The organism is Microbacterium sp. bgisy203, assembly GCF_965345155.1.
Taxonomy (GTDB): domain Bacteria; phylum Actinomycetota; class Actinomycetes; order Actinomycetales; family Microbacteriaceae; genus Microbacterium.
In genome coordinates, this window is the sequence record NZ_CBDRLZ010000005.1 from 86170 (window position 1) to 104136 (window position 17967).

Annotated in this window: 14 protein-coding genes and 1 tRNA gene; 8 read left to right on the top strand and 7 right to left on the bottom strand. The window is 69.9% G+C overall.

Translation table 11 applies throughout. The features are described from left to right. Position 1: 1 nt before the first annotated feature. The 3 genes from ACRVYW_RS09555 to ACRVYW_RS09565 form a co-directional block, all read right to left on the bottom strand. Positions 2-1756, bottom strand: a complete 1755-nt coding sequence (locus ACRVYW_RS09555) for a type IV pilus twitching motility protein PilT (RefSeq protein WP_431804014.1) — start codon at positions 1754-1756, stop codon at positions 2-4. Positions 1757-1826: 70 nt separating this feature from the next. Next, a complete protein-coding gene (locus ACRVYW_RS09560) occupies positions 1827-4037 on the bottom strand; it encodes a GspE/PulE family protein (RefSeq protein ID WP_431804016.1) in 2211 nt (736 codons plus the stop codon). 335 nt (positions 4038-4372) lie between these two features. After that, on the bottom strand, positions 4373-4669 hold the full coding sequence (locus tag ACRVYW_RS09565) for a DUF1905 domain-containing protein (protein WP_431804018.1): 297 nt from the start codon (positions 4667-4669) through the stop codon (positions 4373-4375). Between the two features lie 164 nt (positions 4670-4833). Between ACRVYW_RS09565 and ACRVYW_RS09570 the strand changes: the two genes are divergently transcribed. Next, the gene (locus ACRVYW_RS09570) at positions 4834-6420 is read left to right on the top strand and encodes an HNH endonuclease signature motif containing protein (RefSeq protein WP_431804020.1); all 1587 of its coding nucleotides are present in this window, start codon (positions 4834-4836) and stop codon (positions 6418-6420) included. A gap of 129 nt (positions 6421-6549) precedes the next feature. Here ACRVYW_RS09570 and ACRVYW_RS09575 read toward each other — a convergent pair whose 3' ends face one another. Together ACRVYW_RS09575 and adhE are read right to left on the bottom strand one after the other, a co-directional pair. Further along, entirely contained in the window at positions 6550-7473 is a 924-nt protein-coding gene (locus ACRVYW_RS09575; RefSeq protein WP_431804022.1) for a L,D-transpeptidase, read from the bottom strand. Between the two features lie 117 nt (positions 7474-7590). After that, positions 7591-10320: a bifunctional acetaldehyde-CoA/alcohol dehydrogenase gene (gene adhE, locus ACRVYW_RS09580; protein WP_431804024.1), complete on the bottom strand. Its 2730-nt coding sequence runs from the start codon at positions 10318-10320 to the stop codon at positions 7591-7593. A gap of 182 nt (positions 10321-10502) precedes the next feature. On the opposite strand from adhE, the gene ACRVYW_RS09585 reads away from it, so the two are divergent. The 3 genes from ACRVYW_RS09585 (at position 10503) to nrdI (ending at position 13648) form a co-directional block, all read left to right on the top strand. Continuing rightward, the gene (locus ACRVYW_RS09585; protein ID WP_431804026.1) at positions 10503-11651 is read left to right on the top strand and encodes a lipase family protein; all 1149 of its coding nucleotides are present in this window, start codon (positions 10503-10505) and stop codon (positions 11649-11651) included. A gap of 76 nt (positions 11652-11727) precedes the next feature. Next, on the top strand, positions 11728-13098 hold the full coding sequence (locus ACRVYW_RS09590) for a flavin monoamine oxidase family protein (RefSeq protein ID WP_431804028.1): 1371 nt from the start codon (positions 11728-11730) through the stop codon (positions 13096-13098). 124 nt (positions 13099-13222) lie between these two features. Beyond that, complete coding sequence (gene nrdI, locus ACRVYW_RS09595) at positions 13223-13648, top strand: class Ib ribonucleoside-diphosphate reductase assembly flavoprotein NrdI (RefSeq protein WP_431804030.1); 426 nt, start codon at positions 13223-13225, stop codon at positions 13646-13648. Positions 13649-13665: 17 nt separating this feature from the next. On the opposite strand, the gene ACRVYW_RS09600 is transcribed toward nrdI, so the two are convergent. Continuing rightward, a complete protein-coding gene (locus ACRVYW_RS09600; RefSeq protein WP_431804032.1) occupies positions 13666-15222 on the bottom strand; it encodes an ABC1 kinase family protein in 1557 nt (518 codons plus the stop codon). A gap of 207 nt (positions 15223-15429) precedes the next feature. On the opposite strand from ACRVYW_RS09600, the gene ACRVYW_RS09605 reads away from it, so the two are divergent. Beyond that, positions 15430-15714 (top strand): tyrosine-type recombinase/integrase, encoded by a 285-nt coding sequence (locus ACRVYW_RS09605; protein WP_431804034.1) that lies wholly within the window; start codon positions 15430-15432, stop codon positions 15712-15714. A gap of 197 nt (positions 15715-15911) precedes the next feature. Here the strand turns inward: ACRVYW_RS09605 and ACRVYW_RS09610 are convergent. Next, a tRNA-Pro gene (locus ACRVYW_RS09610) sits at positions 15912-15985 on the bottom strand. A 205-nt stretch (positions 15986-16190) separates the two neighbouring features. On the opposite strand from ACRVYW_RS09610, the gene ACRVYW_RS09615 reads away from it, so the two are divergent. The 3 genes from ACRVYW_RS09615 to ACRVYW_RS09625 are packed head-to-tail and all read left to right on the top strand — an operon-like array spanning position 16191 to position 17901. Further along, positions 16191-16769 carry a GNAT family N-acetyltransferase gene (locus tag ACRVYW_RS09615; RefSeq protein ID WP_431804036.1) on the top strand — a complete coding sequence of 193 codons (579 nt, stop codon included), beginning with the start codon at positions 16191-16193 and terminating at the stop codon, positions 16767-16769. Positions 16770-16801: 32 nt separating this feature from the next. Next, positions 16802-17533 carry a lysoplasmalogenase gene (locus tag ACRVYW_RS09620; RefSeq protein WP_431804038.1) on the top strand — a complete coding sequence of 244 codons (732 nt, stop codon included), beginning with the start codon at positions 16802-16804 and terminating at the stop codon, positions 17531-17533. Beyond that, complete coding sequence (locus ACRVYW_RS09625) at positions 17530-17901, top strand: RNA-binding S4 domain-containing protein (protein WP_431804040.1); 372 nt, start codon at positions 17530-17532, stop codon at positions 17899-17901. Before ACRVYW_RS09620 ends, ACRVYW_RS09625 begins: the two co-directional genes overlap by 4 nt. Positions 17902-17967 lie beyond the last annotated feature (66 nt).

The window sequence follows — 17967 nt, forward strand, 5'->3', positions numbered from 1 at the left end:
GTCAGATCCCTCCCGCATCGCCGGCGACCTGGCGGGCGCCCTCAGGCAGCACGTCGCCCATCGCGCCGCGGCCGAGGCCCCGGTTACGCACCAGTTGCTCGAACTCCGTCGCCTCCTGGGCGAGGTCTCGTGCCTGCGCGTGCTCGATCTCTCCGGCGAGCACGAGTCGCGCGAGATCCTGATCAAGCGTGTGCATGCCGATCGCGTTGCCGGCCTGCAGCGCTGTGCGCATCTGGTGGGTCTTTCCCGCACGGATGAGGCTCGCGATCGCGGGCGTCGAGAACATGACCTCGGTCGCGACCGTGCGGCCCTTCCCGCCGGACCGGCGGATGAGCGTCTGCACGACCACTGCGCGGAGGGTGGCGGCGAGCTGCGTGCGCACCTGCGCCTGCTGGTGTGCCGGATAGACATCGATGATGCGGTCGATCGTCTGTGCGGCATCCTGCGTGTGCAGCGTCGCGAAGACGAGGTGACCGGTCTCGGCTGCGGTGAGGGCAGTCGAGATCGTCTCGAGGTCGCGCATCTCGCCGACGAGGATGATGTCGGGGTCTTGGCGCAGCGCGTGCTTGAGCGCGTCGGAGAAGCTGTGTGTATCGGCGCCGATTTCGCGCTGATTGATGATGCCGCGCTTGTGATGGTGGAGGAACTCGATCGGGTCCTCGACCGTCACGATGTGCGCCGCACGACTCGCGTTCGCCTTGTCGATGAGGGCTGCGAGCGTCGTGGACTTGCCGGAGCCGGTCGGTCCGCACACGAGCACGAGACCGCGCGGGAGGTGTGCGAGGTCGATGAGCTCGGGCGGAAGACCGAGCTGCGCGACCGACTTGATCTCGGTCGGGATAATGCGCATCGCCGCGCCGAGCCCGCGCTGGTCCTGGAAGATGTTGACGCGAAAGCGCGCGATGTCACCGACCGCGTACGCAAGGTCGAGTTCCAGCTCGCGCTCGAACGTCTGCAGCAACTCGGCAGGGACGAAGCTCTCGATGACGGACCGAATGCGCGCCTTGTCCCAGCGGGTCGTTCCCGCCACCGACTTCAGTTCGCCGTCGACGCGCACGACCGGTGTCGATTCGGCGACCAGATGCAGATCGGATGCCCCGAGCGTGAGCACCGCGCGAATCGCGGCGACGAACTCGGGGTCGACGTTCTCGATCTGACGACGGAGGACCGCGTCGACCTCGGGAGCGCGCGCGGCCACGGCGTTCTGCGACTCGACGCTCGGGGCCACGGGCTGCGCGGCGAGCGCGTGCGCCCGTCGCCCTGTGGGCGCCGCCGTCGCTGCGAGCGCCGCATCGAAGTCGCGCGGCGGTGCGGCGACAATGCGCTCGCTCTCCGTGGGTGCGGGCCAGGCGTGCGTCGTCGGCTCCGGTTCCGGCGCGGCCGTCGGGGCTTCGATGACCGCCGTGCCGAAGAGCTCGGCCATGGTCCGGTCGATGTCCTCGGGGCTCGAGACGATGTGCACCGAGTCGCGGGCGGGTGCGGCGTCCACGGGCGCGGCATCCGGCGCGGGAACCGTCACCGATGACGCGACGGGCTCCGCGGGGACAGCCGCGGCGGTCGTCGACGCGATCGGCGCGGCGGGCTGTGCGGGCGCGTGCGCCGCGACCGTGGCCGCCGCGCCGGGCAGCGTGATCCCGGGCACGCCGTCGAGGAACGAGCGGAGGTCCGCGTCGACTTCGCGGCCGCCGAAGAGATCGTCGAAGCGCGAGCCGGCGCCGCCGTGGCTGGGGCTGAAGTAACCTTCGTCGTCGGTCACCATGTCCTTCTTTCTGTGTCCCCCATTGGTCGTGTCCGCACTGGTCGAGGCCGTAGATCTGCTGTCGCCCCTAGAGGGTGACGCGCAGAATCTCCTCAATGGAGGTGTGCCCCAGCAGCACCTTGGCCCAGCCGTCTCCGCGCAGTCGCGTCATTCCCGTGGCCTCGGCGTGCCCGGCGATCTCGGCGGCGGGGGCGTTACGGGACGCCAGCCGCTCGATCTCGTCGTCGACGCCCATCACCTCGTGCAGTGCGATGCGCCCGCGGTACCCGGTGTTGGAGCACTGCGGGCATCCCACCGGACGATGCACGACCGGGAGCTCGCCCTCGATCGGAACACCGAGCACGCGGAGCTCCGCTTCCGTGGCCTGCACCTCCTGCTTGCACCGGCCGCACAGGCGCCGGGCGAGACGCTGCGCGACGACGGAGTCGAGCGCCGATCCGACGAGGAACGGCTCGACACCCATCTCGATGAGGCGGGTGACCGAGCTGGGGGCATCGTTCGTGTGCAGCGTCGAGAGCACGAGGTGACCGGTGAGCGAGGACTCGATCGCGATCTTCGCGGTCTCCTCGTCACGGATCTCACCGATGAGGATGACGTCGGGGTCGGATCGCAGGATCGACCGCAGCGCCGCGGCGAACGTCATGCCGGCCTTCGTGTTCACCTGGACCTGATTGATGCCCGGCATCCGGTACTCGACCGGATCCTCGACGGTGATGACGTTGACCGTCGGCTTCGAGATGGTCGCGAGCGTCGTATAGAGCGTCGTGGACTTTCCCGAACCGGTCGGGCCCGTGACGAGGATCATCCCGTACGGCTTCGAGAAGCTCGCCGAGAAGACGTCCATGTTGCGATCGAGCATGTTGAGGTCGGCCAGCTGCAGGCTCGCGACGGGCGAGTCGAGCACACGGGCGACGACCTTCTCGCCCCACACGGTGGGAAGCGTCGCGACACGCAGGTCGACCGTGCGCCCGGTGTGGGAGACCGAGATGCGACCATCCTGGGGCTTGCGCCGCTCGCCGATGTCGAGCTCGGCCATGACCTTGAGCCGGCTGATGACACCGGGGATCATCGAGCGCGGCACGCGCTGCACGGTCGTGAGCACGCCGTCGATGCGGTACCGCACGCGCAGTTCGTCGCGACCGGGCTCGATGTGGATGTCGGATGCCCGGTCGGTGATCGCCTGGCTGATGATGAGGTTCACGAAGCGGATGATCGGGGCTTCGTCGGTCCCCTGGTCGCCGACGTCCTGGCTCCACGGGTCGACCTCGGCCTCGGCTCCCCCCGCGAACGCGGAGGTCAGCTCTTCGACCTCGGAGTCGACGCGGTGGTAGCGGTCGATCGCGGCGAGGATCGCCTCGGGCTCGGCGACGACCGAGACGATCGGCGCACGCACGACCGCGGCGACGTCGTCGAGCACGACGACGTTCTGCGGGTCGGCGAAGGCGACGACGATGCGGTCGCCGGCGCGTGAGATCGGCAGCGCGATGTTGCGGCGCGCCATCGCGTCGGGAACGAGGGCGACGACGCTCGCGTCCACCGCGAACTCTGTGAGGTCGACATACGCGAGGCCCAGCCGCGCGGCGAGCGCCACGGCGCGCTCTCGGGGAGTGGCGGGTTCCGGCTCGGGTTGAGGTTCGGGCTCCGGCTCGAGTTCGTGCCCGGGCTCGGGTTCGTCGTGGTGCTCCGGCTTGAGTTCGTTCTCGACGAGCGTTGGGGCACTGTCGATGCGATGCCCGGCAAGAGCGCGGAGTTCCTCGGCATCCTCGGCCTGTCGCGTCGACGACGCGAAGGAGGCCAGCCAGTCGATCGCACCGAGCTCGTCGTCTGCTTCGGGCACCACGGACGCTTCGGGCACCACGGGCGCTTCGGGCACCACGGGCGCTTCGGGCACCACGGGCGCTTCGGAGATCACGGGCGTCTCGGGGAGCGCGCGTGTGTCGGGGAGCGCGGGGTCCGCCGCCGGCAGAACGCTGTGGTCGACGGCGCCCTGGGGAGCGTCGAGGACGGCGACGGACTCCGCCGACATCTCGCGTTCCGTCTGCTCGCTGAGCGACGGCTCGGCGACGGCACGTACGCGCGTGCGGCGCGGGAGCGGTGCGAGACCGTTCCGGGGCGCGGAATCTGAGGTGACCCGCGTCGACGGAAGCGGGGGCGGGGGTGCCAGGTCGAGGTTGATACCCGATCCGGTCAGAAGCGCCTGCCAGATCAGGTCATCCGTCGACAATTCGGACGAGGGCCGGTCGGTCGCCGATCGCTCCGACGACGCGTCGTTCACCACGGCGGACACATCCTGTCGACGAGGGAGCGGTCGATGACCGCGTCGCGGCGGGCCTTCCCTGCCTGAACGCGTGAAGGTGCGCTGAACATCCACGTGCCTTTCGGGTATGCGAACAGGGCACTCGGCACGGACACGATCCGGGGGGTCTCGTGTTTCGAATGACTGCCTACCGGGGGGATAGGAAGGACACCTGCACCGAGGTGTTGGGAACTGCAGAAGGCCCGCCGCGAGGCTTGCCTCCCGCAGTAATCATGAGAGATCTCTCATGATGGTGTCAATGAGAAACGCGGGTCTCATGTTACTGATGTGTAACGAGTTGACGGATGCCGCTGCCGTCACACGTCCAGGATCTCCAGATCGACCGTGACGACCCCCTCGACACCGATCCCCTCGGCATCCCGCACCGCGCGCTTGAGCGGCAGCACGTAGACCCCACGCGAGGCGTCCGGAAAGATCGAGGTGCGCCAGCGCGAGGAACCGATCGCGACCTCGACCCGCACGGAACCGAAACCGCGCGGCATCCGCGGAATCTCGCGGATCTCCTCGCTCAGATCGGCGGGGAGGGCGACGAGATACCAGTCCTGCTCGCGCGCGGTCCACCGGAAGATCTCGCCCTCGAACATGATGCGCATGTCGGCCAGCGTAGCGTCTATCAGACAGATATAGATGCGTGTTTTCTTTCGCAGAAGCCTTGTCTATATCGTCTTTATGTTCTATTCTTGAGATCAAGAAGCCCCGCTCGTGCCCACCGAATCGCGGGTTCTGTTCCCTTCGGTAACCCCGGAGTGGAGGTGACATGCACGCGCCCGCTGAGACGCAATGGCCCGCACTCGACGACCTCGTCGGGCGCGTCATCGAGGCGCGGCGCGCGGTGGCCGAAGCACAGGCATCCGAAGCCGCTCTGCTCGCCGAGGCCGTCACCGTCATCACCGATCGCACGGAGCTCCTCCGCCGTGAGGCGACAAAGGCCCGCCAAGAGGCGACAAAGGCCAGCCAAGAGGCGACGAAGGCCGCCGGCTACCGTGCCTCTCAAGCCGACCTGCCCTTGCGCGAAGTCTCGCTCGAACTCGCCATGGCCATGCGCGCGTCCGACCGCACCGTGCAGAGCCGGATCTCCGACGCGTGGGGGCTCTGCACACAGTTCCCGACCGCGCTCGCCGCCTGGACCCGCGGCGAAATCGACGCCGGCCACGCGTGGGCGATCGCGCACACGGGGGCGTCGCTCCCCCAGGAGCACCGCGAGCGCTTCGCAGAGCTCGCGCTCGACGTGGCCGCGACCGAATCTCCGACGCGCACGCGACACGCGCTCAAGGCGATCGCCGCGCAGCTGTGCCCCGAAGCCTTCGCCGAGGCTGCCCGCGCAGCGGCCGATGAGCGCGACGTGCGCCTGTACGACCTCGAAGAGGGCATGGCCCGCCTCATGGCCGACCTGCCCGCTCCCCTCGCCCACGCCATCTACGACCAACTCACCGCGCGAGCGCGCGCCACGCTGGCGGTCCGCCAGGAGGACGCGGCGGCGAGCGCGGACCCCGCGCAGACAGAGGCCGCGCAGACGGATGCCGCGCAGAAACACGCCGCGCAGACGGATGCCGCTGACGGGGATGCCGCGAGCATCCGCGCCGCGTTCCCGGCCTCGGCCGATCCCGCGGACCCGGACACGCAGACCTTTCGCACCGAGCCGCGCGCCGGGGCCGAGCCGCGCCGCGGCTACGTCGACCCGCGCACCATGGGTCAGGTGCGTGCCGATCTCTTCTGCGAGCTGCTGCTCACCGGCATCCCAGGATCATCGGGGCCCGACGATCCGCTCGCGAGCATCGACGCGCACATCCAGGTTCTCGTCCCCGCCCTGACCCTCGCGGGCGACGACTCCGGCGGACCGGCGCTCCTCGCCGGGTACGGCCCCGTCGACTCCGACCTCGCGCGACGCCTCGCGGCACGCGCTCCCGGGTGGGATCGCGTCTTCACCGATCCCTGTACCGGCGCAACGCTCGCCGTCGACCGCTGCCGGCCGAACGCGGCCATCACGAGGTTCCTCGCCGCGCGCGACGAGCGCTGCCGTGCACCCGGATGCACGCGTCCCGTGCACCGGTGCGACCACGACCACTCGATTCCCGCGTCGCAGGGCGGCTCGACCTGCGCCGGAAACCTCGCGAACTTCTGCCGACGACACCACACCTGCAAGCACCAGCAGAACTGGCGGGTGATCCAACTCGGCAACGGCGTCATCGAATGGCGCGGGCCGACCGGCCGCCGCTACGTCGACCGGCCACCGTCGATGGTGCGCTTCGTCCCCGCCGCGGGTGATGACCCGCCCGACGTGCCACCAGACCGTTCGGACGAGCGGTCGCGCGGCAGCGCGCGCGACGACCCCGCACCCTTCTGACCGAGTCGGCCCGACATCGCCCGGCTCGCCCGCGACGACAACCTCGCCCGCGCCGCCCTCACCCGCGACAACGACCTCACCCGCGACGACGACCTCGCCCGCGCCGCCCTCACCCGCGAGCGGGATACGTCACGGGTGGATGATCACCGGCGTCCCCGCCGGCAGCTGGGCCAGGCGATCGGTCGCCGGCCCGTCGAGGTAGATGCAGCCGAACGAGTTCGGGCCCGACCGTTCCCGGTAGAAGTGGAAGGCCGTCACGGCGACCTCTCCCCCGTCGAAACCCGGGAGCGTCGGCGACTGGACGCCGAGATACACCAGCGGGTGCCCCTGCGTGTACGCGTACTCCGGCACAACCGTCGTCAGCATCACGAACGTCCGGCCCACGGGCGTCGGCGTCGACGGCTTCCCCCACGCGAAGTCGCTCGCCACCCGCTCCAGTCCCGTCGCGCTCACGATGTCGATCGTCCGCGCCTCGAGATGCACCTCGACGTACGACTCCACGGGACTGAGATCGACGTCGGCGATCCGCAGCCAGCCGACCGCCTGCGCCGAGCTCCCCGACGGCGGCAGACCCTGCCGGCCCGACAGGAGCACCTTCACCCAGTACGTGTCGTGCACCACCACGGGAACCACCGACCCGCCGTACGCGGCATCGTGCGCGAGGTAACCGATCGGCTCCCCCGCCGGGTCCGCGAACACCGGCGCCGCCGCGCGCGGACGCGCGAGCTCTCCCGTCAGCTCCCCGAAGGGATCGTCGTCGATGGGCAGCGCGGCATCCACCGACCACACATCGATCTGCGGCAGCGACTCGAGCGGGTACACCGTCGTGTTCTCGGGCGCGCCCGTGCGGACATCCGCAGTCGTCTCCGTCGGCGACTCGACGGTGAGGCCGGATGCCGGCGACCCGGGCATCGGGTCGACCCCGGGCGACGAGGTCGCGGCCCCCGACGCACCGGGCGCGACGGCCACAGCGACCGCGAGCGCGACCCCGCACAACGCCGCAAGCCCCGTGATTATCCACGGGGCTCGGGGGTGGGTGGTGGCGCGGGGCATGTATCTATGGTCGGCGGGTCAGGCGGCCAGGACAACCCGGGGCACGACGAAGGGGGCCGGGTATGCTCCCCCGGCCCCCTTCACCCCGATCACTCGGGGTGTCTGTCAGGCATCCACTCAGGCGTTCGTCTTCGTACGACGTCCGCCCTTCGCGGCCTTCGCGACCTTCGCCGTCGAGACCGTTCCGGTCACCGCGTCGCTCTCGGCGTGCGTGCCCTTGCGGGCGGCGCGCACCTCGTCGAACGACGTGCCGTAGTAGGCCGCCTCCATGAGGGTCTCCATGTCGGCGATCATCGGCATGCGCGGGTTGGCCGGGGCGCACTGGTCGCCGTAGGCGGCCATCGCCAGGTCGTGGAGCCCGCCGATGAAGGCGGTCTCGTCGACGCCCTGCTGCTGGAACGAGCGCTCGATGCCGACCTTGTCACGCAGCTCCTCCACGGCGCGGGCGTAGCTCTCGACGCCCTCCTCCGGGGTGGAGGCCGGAAGGCCCAGGTGCGCGGCGATCTGCTGGAACCGCTCGGGAGCGACATAGCGCTCGTACTTCGGCCACGCGTTGAGCTTCGACGGCACCCGACCGTTGTAGCGGATCACGTGCGGCAGGTACACCGCGTTCGTGCGGCCGTGCACCAGGTGGTACGTCGAGCCGGTCACGTGCGCCATGGCGTGGACGATCCCGAGGAACGCGTTGCCGAAGGCCATACCCGACATGGATGCCGCGTTGTGCATCTTCTCGCGGGCCTTGATGTCCTCGGCATCCGTCGAGTTCGCCGGAGCGTTCGCGGAACGCTCGATGTTCTCGAAGATCAGCTTGATCGCGTGAAGCGCGAGGCCGTCGGTGTAGTCGTTCGCGTACACCGAGACGTAGGCCTCGGTGGCGTGCGTCAGCGCGTCGAAACCGGCGTCGGCGACGAGGAACTTCGGCAGGGCGGCGGTCAGCACCGGGTCGATGATCGCGACCGACGGGGTCAGCGCGTAGTCGGCGAGCGGGTACTTCATGCCGGTCTCGTCGTCGGTGATGACGGCGAACGGGGTCATCTCCGAGCCCGTGCCCGACGTGGTCGGGATGCACACGAGCTTCGCGAGCTTGCCGAGCTCGGGGAACTTGAACGCGCGCTTGCGCACGTCGAAGAACTTCTCGCGCATGTCGGAGAACTGCGTCTCGGGGTTCTCGTACAGCAGCCACATGACCTTCGCGGCATCCATCGGCGAACCGCCGCCGAGCGCGATGATCGTGTCGGGCTGGAACTCGCGCATGAGCGCGGCCCCCGCCTGGACGCTCGAGAGCTTCGGCTCGGGCTGCACGTTGTCGATGATCTGCAGGTGCACACGGCCCGGGCGACGGTTGAGCACGTCGATCACCTTGTCGACGAAGCCCATGCGGGTCATGCCGCCGTCGGTGACGATGGTGACGCGCTCGATGCCCTTCATGTCCATGAGGTAGCGGATCGCGTTCGGCTCGAAGTAGGTCTTGGCCGGAACCTTGAACCACTGCAGGTTGTTGTTGCGACGACCGATGCGCTTGACGTTCAAGAGGTTCACCGCCGAGACGTTGTTGGACACGGAGTTGTGACCGTACGAGCCGCAGCCGAGGGTGAGGCTGGGCATGAAGGCGTTGTAGATGTCGCCGATGCCACCGAGGGCCGAGGGGCTGTTCTCGATGATGCGGACGGCCTTGACGACCTTGCCGAACTCGGCGATGACGTCCTGGTCGTTGGAGTGGATGGCACCCGAGTGGCCGAGGCCGTCGAAGTCGACCATCTGCCGTGCGAGGTCGATGCCCTCGGCGGGGCTCGAGGCGCGCAGCACCGCGAGGACCGGGGCGAGCTTCTCCCGCGTGAGAGGCTCCTGCGGGCCGACCGACGACACGTCGGCGAGGATGATCGAAGTGTCCTCGGGAACGGTGAATCCGGCCTGCTCGGCGATCCACTGCGGCGACTGGCCGACGACGGTGGGGTTGAGCTTGGCGCCGGCGCAGTTCTCGCTGTCGGCGGTCACACCGAAGATGAACTCCTCGAGCATGCGCTTCTCGGACGCCGACGCGCGGTAGGCGTGCAGACGCTCGAACTCGGCCAGGGCCTCTTCGGCGATCGGCTCGTCGAGGATGACGGCCTGCTCGCTCGCGCACACCATGCCCATGTCGAACGACTTCGACAGGACGATGTCGTTGACGGCGCGACCGACCTTGGCGGTGCGCTCGATGAAGGCGGGGACGTTGCCCGCGCCGACGCCCAGGGCCGGCTTGCCGCACGAGTAGGCGGCGCGCACCATGGCGTTGCCGCCGGTGGCGAGGATGAGCGCGACACCCGGGTGGTTCATGAGCTGACCCGAGGCATCCATCGAGGGCTCCTCGATCCACTGGATGCAGTTCTCAGGGGCGCCGGCGGCGATGGCCGCGTCGCGGACGATGGTCGCGGCGGCGACGGAGCACTTCTGCGCGGAGGGGTGGAAGCCGAAGACGATGGGGTTGCGGGTCTTCAGCGCGATGAGCGACTTGAAGATCGTGGTCGAGGTCGGGTTCGTGACCGGCGTGAGGGCGCAGATGACGCCCACCGGGTCGGCGATCTCGGTGATGCCGGTGATCTCGTCGTGCGAGATCACGCCGACGGTCTTCTGCTTGATGATCGAGTGGGTCACGTGCTCGCACGCGAACATGTTCTTGACGGCCTTGTCTTCGAAGAGGCCGCGGCCGGTCTCTTCGACGGCCATGACGGCGAGCTCGCCGTGGTGGTGGAGCGCGGCGACCGACGCCTTGCGGACGATCTGGTCGATCTGCTCCTGCGTGAATGATGCGTACTCGGCGAGCGCTTCTTGTGCGCCTTCGACCAGAGCATCGATCGAGGTGGACATCTGGGTTTCTCCTACCCTGCGCGGACGCCCTGTCCGCGTCTTCGCATTTCCGGGTCCGAGGGCTCTCGGGCCTGTGAATCCAGTATGCCACGTGTGGTCTGACCACACAAGATCGGATCGTGGGAGAATGCCGAGAGACCCGCAGGCGACGCGGGAAGACGGCTCGGCGAAGAGGACCCGCGATGGCACGGCGGCGACACCGGAGGCATCCCTTCGCCCTCCTGGCGGGCGCCGCGCTCCTCACCCTCGTCGCCGCATTCGTCGTCGTGATCGAGGCCCGCCTGGCGGGAGATGCGGTCGAGCGGCGCCACCTCGACGCGTTCTACGCACAGCCGGCGGATGCCGCAGACGGCGCTCCGGGCACCCTCGTACGCAGCGAAGAGCTCGTCGGACTGCCGTTCGACGCCCGCGCGTGGCGCGTGATGTACCGCACGACCGACGTCCACGGCGACACGGTCGTCTCGACAGGCCTCGTGATCACCCCTCTCGGCGCAGCGCCCGCGGGGGGCCGCACCGTGCTCTCGTGGGGCCACCCGACGACGGGATCGGCGCCCGACTGCGCCCCCTCACGCGGGTTCGACCCCTACGCCCTCATCGAGGGCATGCGGCCCATGCTCGACCGCGGCTACACGATCGCCGCGACCGACTACGTCGGCATGGGCACCGCTGGCCCCGACTCGTATCTCGTCGGCGACACGGGCGGCAACGCCGTGCTCGATGCCGTCCGAGCCGCCCGGCAGCTCCCCGCCGCACACGCGTCGGAGACAGTGGTGCTGTGGGGCCACTCGCAGGGCGGGCAGGCGGTCCTGTTCGCGGCGCAGCGCGCCCAGCAGTACGCACCCGAGCTCGACATCACGGGCGTCGCGGTGGCCGCCCCCGCCGCCGACCTCGGCTCGCTCCTCAGCGACCACATCGACGACATCTCCGGCGTCACCATCGGGTCCTACGCATTCGCCGCCTACGCCGGCGTCTATGCCGACCGCGGGGCGACGCTCGAGAGCATCCTCACGCCCGAGGCGCGGGCGATCCTCCCCGAGATGAACGAGATGTGCCTGCTGACCAACATCGATCGGCTGCACGAGATCGGGCAGCCCGTCGTCGGCCACTTCGTCACCGCCGACCCCGCGACGGTCGAGCCGTGGAAGGACATCCTCGCGGAGAACTCCGCCGGAGCAGTGCCGTTCGCCGCTCCCCTGTTCGTCGCGCAAGGCCTCGCCGACGAGCTCGTCGTACCCTCGGCGACCGAACAGTTCGTGGCGCGTGAGAGAGCGCAGGGGATGGACGTCTCGTTCCACAAGATCGCGGTCGCCGACCACGGCACCGTCGCGTAGCTCGCACTGCCGGCGCTCCTCGCCTGGCTCGACGCGCACAGGCTGTGAAGCAGCGAATGCATCGAAGGAGAAGACCATGACGGATGCCGACACCATCGTGATCGGCGCGGGGGTCGCTGGTGTCACCGCGGCGCGTCTGCTACAGGATGCCGGGCGCCGCGTCGTCGTGCTCGAAGCGCGCGACCGCATCGGCGGCCGCACGTGGACCGACCGGTCGGACGGGCACGTCACCGACCGCGGCGCCTCGTGGATCCACGGCATCGACGACAGCCCCGTCCACGCCGCGGCGCTCGCCTTCGGCATGCCGATGGCCGAGTTCACCGTCGGCGGCTACCAGCCCGACAGCCGCCCGATCGCGCACTACTCCCCCGACGGACGACGACTCACGGACGATGAGGCCGCGCGCTACGTCGCCGACATCCACGCCGTCGACGCGGCGCTCACCTCCGCCATCGCGGCATCCGCGCCCGACGACTCCTACCGCGACGTCACGGAGGCGGCGCTCGCCGAGGTCGGGGGCGCGCAGGGGTGGGATGCCGAGCGCGCACAGCGCGTGCGCGAGTACCTCGAGCACCGCACCGAAGAGCAGTACGGCGTGTGGATCGACGACCTCGGCGCCCACGGCCTCGACGACGACACCGTCAACGGCGACGAGGTCGTCTTCCCCGAGGGCTACGACCGCTTGGCGGCGGGGCTCGCCGCCGGTCTCGCGGGCGGCTCGGGCGCCGGTGCCGGTGCGCTCGACATCCGTCTGGGGCACGCGGTGTCACGCGTGGAATGGGGGTCGGGCGGCGTCACGGTCAGGACGGACCATGGCGCCTTCACCTCCGACGACGTCATCGTCACGGTGCCGGTCGGAGTGCTCCGCGCCGAGGCTTTCGTGCTCGACCCGCCGCTTCCCGACCCGCACGCGAGCGCGTTGGCGCGTCTGGAGATGAACGCGTTCGAGAAGGTGTTCCTGCGCTTCGACGAGCGCTTCTGGGACGACGACGTCTACGCCATCCGGCAGCAGGGGCCGGAGGGCCGCTGGTGGCACTCCTGGTACGACCTGACGCGCCTGCACGGGACGCCGACGCTCCTCACCTTCGCCGCCGGCCCCGCAGCGATCGAGACGCGATCGTGGACGGATGCCGAGGTGGTCGACTCGATCCTCGTCCAGCTGCGGCGCCTCTACGGCGATGCGGTGCCGGAACCGGCCTCGGTGCTCCGCACCGACTGGCAGGACGACCCCTTCTCGCACGGCGCCTACGCCTACATGGCGCGCGGATCTCAGGCATCCGACCATGATCTGCTCGCCGTGCCGCTGCGGGGGGTCCTGCACATCGCCGGTGAGGCGACGTGGTCGGACGACCCGGCAACGGTGCCGGGAGCGATGCTGTCCGGACACCGCGCCGCCGAGAACGCGCTCGGACGGGAGATCCCGATCGAGCGCGCCTGGCAGCGCTGACGACGCGAGGGCAAGCCCCCACCGGTCGCGAGCACAGCGGGTCGAAACGCCCCTGCCTGTCACCGACGGATATCGACGGCGCCCCCTGCGTGCACCCCACCCCTCCGGCGCGCACACTGGAGGGGTGAGCCCCGTTCCCGTCTACTACTACTCGTCGGTGTCGAACCTGACGGGCCGCTTCGCCGAGCACCTCGCGGCGCAGACGGGGCGCGAGGTCCGCAACCTCGCCGACGCGGACGTGCGCCGCAGTGAACCCGCCGGACACTGGGTGCTCCTCACTCCGTCGTACAAGGCGGGGAACGCCGACGAGGTGACCCTCCCCGCGCCGGTGAAGGCGTTCCTCCGCTCCCCCGCGAACCGGCGGAGCCTCGTCGGCATCATCGGGTCGGGCAACCGCAACTTCGGTGAGTACTACCAGGCCGCCGCGCGGGAGCTCTCCGAGAAGTCCGGTCGCCCGGTGCTGTTCGAGTTCGAGCTCTCCGGCACCCCGGAAGACGTGGATGCCTGTGCCCGCATCCTCGACCAGCTGGATGCCGCGCTCGCGCGGTGAGGCATCCCTCCGCCCGGCTAGGCCCGACGACGACGGCGAAGCGCCTCCACCGCGACCTGCACGGGAGACCCGGTACGCGGCCGATCGACCCGCGGCCGCCGTACCCACATGACACCCGAGGCGATCAGCGCCGCCGCGCCGGGGAGCGAGATCCCCGCGATCGTCGGGGGCGTGCGGCGCGAGAGGAGCTGCGCCGCCGCGAGGATCGACGACCCCGCCACGATCCCGCCGACGAGACTCTCGGTGACGCGATCCTCGTCGTGGAAGCGGAACTCCACCGCGATCTTGCCGGCGCCAAGCGCCTGAAGCGTCTGCCGTGTCTCGTCGGGAAGGTCGCCGAGAAGCTGCGTCCACCGTCGTACGGCGCGCGCCGTGGAGAAGACCAGCGTCATCGGGTCGAGCTGCTCGCGGGCCAGGCGCAGGGCGTAGGGCGCGATGAGGCCGACGAGGTCGAGCTGGGCCCCGTAGCTCTGCGCGAGGCCCTGGAGCCGCAGCAGGGTCCGCGCGAGGAGCGCGAGGTCGTCGGGTACGCGCAGCGCATGCCGTCGCATGATCTCGGCGAACTCGTCGGCGATGGCGGGGACGTCCATCTCGTCGACGTCGGTGTAGAGCGAGCCGTCGATCCAGTCCGCCAGATCGCGCCGCGCGGCGTCGAGGTCCGTCTCGGGAGGAGGGTCCGTGACCGCCAGGATCTCGTCCGCGAGCGAGCGGTCGTCGCGCACCACGAGCGCCACGCCCATCCGCGCCAGCTGTGCGCGGCGGGATGCCGGCACGCGCCCGACATCTCCGAAATCGAGGATCGCGATGCGATGGTCGGGAGTGAGCAGCAGATTTCCGGGGTGCGGGTCGGCGTGGAACAGTCCGTCGCGGAAGATCATCTCCAGGTAGGCGTCCGCGACCGTCGTCACGAGCTCCTCGACGTCCCAGCCGGCTCGCTCCACCGCGGCCCGATCGACGGGACTGCGGCCCTCTTCCCTCGTCATCGTGAGCACGGAGGGGCCGGACAGCTCTTCGTACGCGTGCGGTATCACGATGGCCGGATCGCCCGAGAAGTTCCGGCCGAACGCCTCCAGGTGCGCCGCCTCCGTCCGAAGATCGAGGGCATCCGCCAGCATCGCGGCGAAATCGTCGACGAGGTCGACGATCCGGTACCGCTGCAGATCGGCGTCGGACTGCTCGAGCCATACGGCCACGACGCGCATCACGTCGAGGTCCGCGCGCACCTGCGCGGCGGCGTTGTGGTGCACCACCTTCACGACGACGCGGGTGTGGTCTTTGAGAGTCGCCTTGTGGACCTCAGCGACCGACGCGGAGGCCATGGCGGGCCGATGGAACGAACCGTAGAGTTTCGCCACGGGCGCTCCGAGCTCGGCCTCGACCGTCACAAGCGCAGCGCCGGAGGCATCGGGCGGCGCGTCGGACTGGAGGCCGGACAGCTCCGCCGCGATCTCGGGGCCGACGACGTCGGGGCGGGTGCTGAGGGTCTGTCCGAGTTTGATCCAGGCTGTGCCGAGCTCACCGAAGGCGGCGCGGAGGCGCTGCCCCGGCGACATCGCCGCGATCTCCGGCGACACGTGCGACGCCGCGATGTTGCGCGCCCAGCTGAGCTGGGGGCGGCATCCCCCGAGGCGTCCACGATCTGCGCCAGACCGTACTTCGCCAGGACCGAGGCCACCTCGCGGATGCGTTCCCGGTGCTCGATCATGACCCGTGCGGCGTCGATATCCGGCATCCGTGCCCCCGTCCGTTCCTGCCCTCATGCTAGGCCGCAGGGGTCACCGGTGCGAGACGCCACGAACTGGGACCAGATCGTCAAAGACATCGGCCTGCCCGACCTCACCCGCCACGGCCTCCGCTACACCGGCGCGACCTGGCTCGCCGACGCCGGCATCCCCTTGCACGTCCTCCAAGACATCCTCGGCCACGCCTCCGTCGAGACCACCCGCGGCTACCTCCACCCCGACGACCGGCACCTCGCCTCCGCCGCCGAACAGGCCAACGCCTTCCTCGCCCGCTCAGCCAAGGCCGCCAGGCCGTCCCGTCGAGGCACATCGAGGACCTTGTAGCGATGCGCCGCACAACTCGCAGAGCGCTCTGGTCCCCTTTTGGTCCCCTTATCCACAGCTTGGGCCGCCAAAGGGGTTCCGGAGGGCGGTCGACTGCTTCTGTCGATCGAGCAGGGGGACCACGAGGGAACCACAAAAACCCGTCGGCGGACATGACAAAGCCCTGATGAGAATGTCTTCTCATCAGGGCTTTTCTGTCGGGATGACAGGATTTGAACCTGCGACCCCCTGACCCCCAGTCAGGTGCGCTACCAAGCTGCGCCACATCCCGTGGCATCGATTTCCAGTTATTTCGGGCTAACCGGAGGGGGTGAACCCCTTGACCCCCAGTCAAGTGCGCTACCAAGCTGCGCCACATCCCGGTCCGTTGCCCGCACGCGGACAACTCCCCCATCTTAGCCGCTCCGCGCAGTGCTCGCGAACCGAGACGCCCGATCCCCATGGCGGATGTCGGAGGGGATGCGTAGGTTGTGGCCATGACCGAGATCCGCATCGAACCGGCATCCGATGAACGCTTCACCGACGTCGAGCACGCGTTGACCGGCGGCGGTGACGGCGCTTCGTGCTGGTGCCAGTGGTGGATGCTGCGCAACAAGGACTTCGACGCGACGACAGCCATAGAGAAGCGCGAGCTGCTACGCACCGACCTGCGAGCGCCGATTCCCTCCGCGCTCCTCGCCTACGTCGGCGACGAGGCCGTCGGCTGGGTCAAAGTCGCGTCGCGTCCGGCGCAGCCACGGCTGGAAGCCACGCGTGACATCAGGCAATCGCCCGAGCCGATCGACGATGCGAGCGTCTGGGCGATCACGTGCTTCGTCGTGCGCAAGGAACACCGCGGTGAAGGGATCGCCGACGCGCTCCTCGCGGCGGCCGTCGCGCACGCGCGCGCGAACGGTGCGCGCGTGATCGAGGGCTACCCGGTCGACACGTCGGTGAAGACGACCAGTCCGAACGCGCTCTTCCACGGCGCCCTGTCGAGCTTCCTCGGCGCGGGGTTCACCGAGGTGGCGCGCCCGAAACCGGCGAGGCCGATCGTCTCCCTCACGCTCGCATAAGCTCGGGCGAGAGGGACTCGAGAGGGAGCATCGTGGCACCACACCCCCCGTCGGCAGGGCACACGACGACTGAGACGCGCGCCGCGCCCGACCGCACCCGGTGGTGGGGATTCGCGCTCTACGCCCTCGTGGCCGCCGTGCACCTCATCACCCTCCTCGTCGGGCCGGCCGACCTCGTCTACCCGACCAAGCTCGCGCTCATGCCGGCGCTCGCCCTCGCGACGCTCTGGGCGCTGCGCGGGAGCATGCGCGGCGCGGGGACGACGCGGACGGGCATCGCTGCGGCATCCGTCCTGCTCGCAGCCATCGGCTTCTCGTGGCTCGGGGACGGCGCGGCGTTCTTCTTCCCGTTCGCGGGCGACGAGCTTCCGTTCATGCTCCTCTGCTTCGGCCTCGCGCACCTCGCCTACATCGTGTTGTTCGTTCGCCTCCTGCCGAGACGCCCGCTCGCACCGTGGACCCTCGTATACGCCGTGTGGTGGGGCGTCATGCTCGCCGTGCTGTGGCCGCACCTGGGCGCACTCACGATCGCGGTTGCACTGTACGGGCTGATTCTCGGGGGCACCGCCGTCGCCGCGACGCGCGGATCAACGATCACGGCGATCGGCGGCGCGTTCTTCCTGGTCTCCGACACGATCCTCGCGCTGCGGCTCTTCTTCCCGGGCGGCGAGTCCCTCGGCGACGGGTGGGTCATGCTGACTTACACGATCGGGCAGGGGCTCCTCGTCTACGGGGCCGTCCGCCTGATCCGGAGCGAGCCGTGAGCGCATCCGTGCGGGTGGATGCCTGGCTCTGGGCGGTCCGCGTGTACAAGACCCGGTCGGCGGCGACGACCGCGTGCCGCGCCGGGCACGTCCGCGTGGGCGGCGAGCGCGCCAAGGCCGCGCAGCCCGTGCGCATCGGCGATGAGCTGCGCGTCCGGATCGCCGGGTTCGACCGCATCCTCGTCGTCCGGCAGCTCCTGACCAAGCGCGTCGGCGCGCCGCTCGCGGCCCTCGCGGCAGAAGACCGCACGCCGCCTCGCGAACCGGTCGCCCAACTCGCCGTGCGCGACCGCGGCGCCGGCCGCCCCACCAAGCGCGAGCGCCGCGAGATCGACCGACTGCGCGGGCGCGACGCCTACGACGACTGACGCCGCTTCGCGCCGCGCGACACCCCGGAATCCACCAGGGAACACAGCGCGACGGTGATCACGTAG

Coding starts and splice junctions, on each gene's coding strand:
- adhE (WP_431804024.1), bottom strand. CDS start 10,320: ATGTCCACCTCGATCGATGCTCTGGTCGAAGGCGCACAAGAAGCGCTC.
- ACRVYW_RS09585 (WP_431804026.1), top strand. CDS start 10,503: ATGGCACGGCGGCGACACCGGAGGCATCCCTTCGCCCTCCTGGCGGGC.
- ACRVYW_RS09565 (WP_431804018.1), bottom strand. CDS start 4,669: ATGCGCATCATGTTCGAGGGCGAGATCTTCCGGTGGACCGCGCGCGAG.
- ACRVYW_RS09570 (WP_431804020.1), top strand. CDS start 4,834: ATGCACGCGCCCGCTGAGACGCAATGGCCCGCACTCGACGACCTCGTC.
- ACRVYW_RS09575 (WP_431804022.1), bottom strand. CDS start 7,473: ATGCCCCGCGCCACCACCCACCCCCGAGCCCCGTGGATAATCACGGGG.
- ACRVYW_RS09590 (WP_431804028.1), top strand. CDS start 11,728: ATGACGGATGCCGACACCATCGTGATCGGCGCGGGGGTCGCTGGTGTC.
- ACRVYW_RS09615 (WP_431804036.1), top strand. CDS start 16,191: ATGACCGAGATCCGCATCGAACCGGCATCCGATGAACGCTTCACCGAC.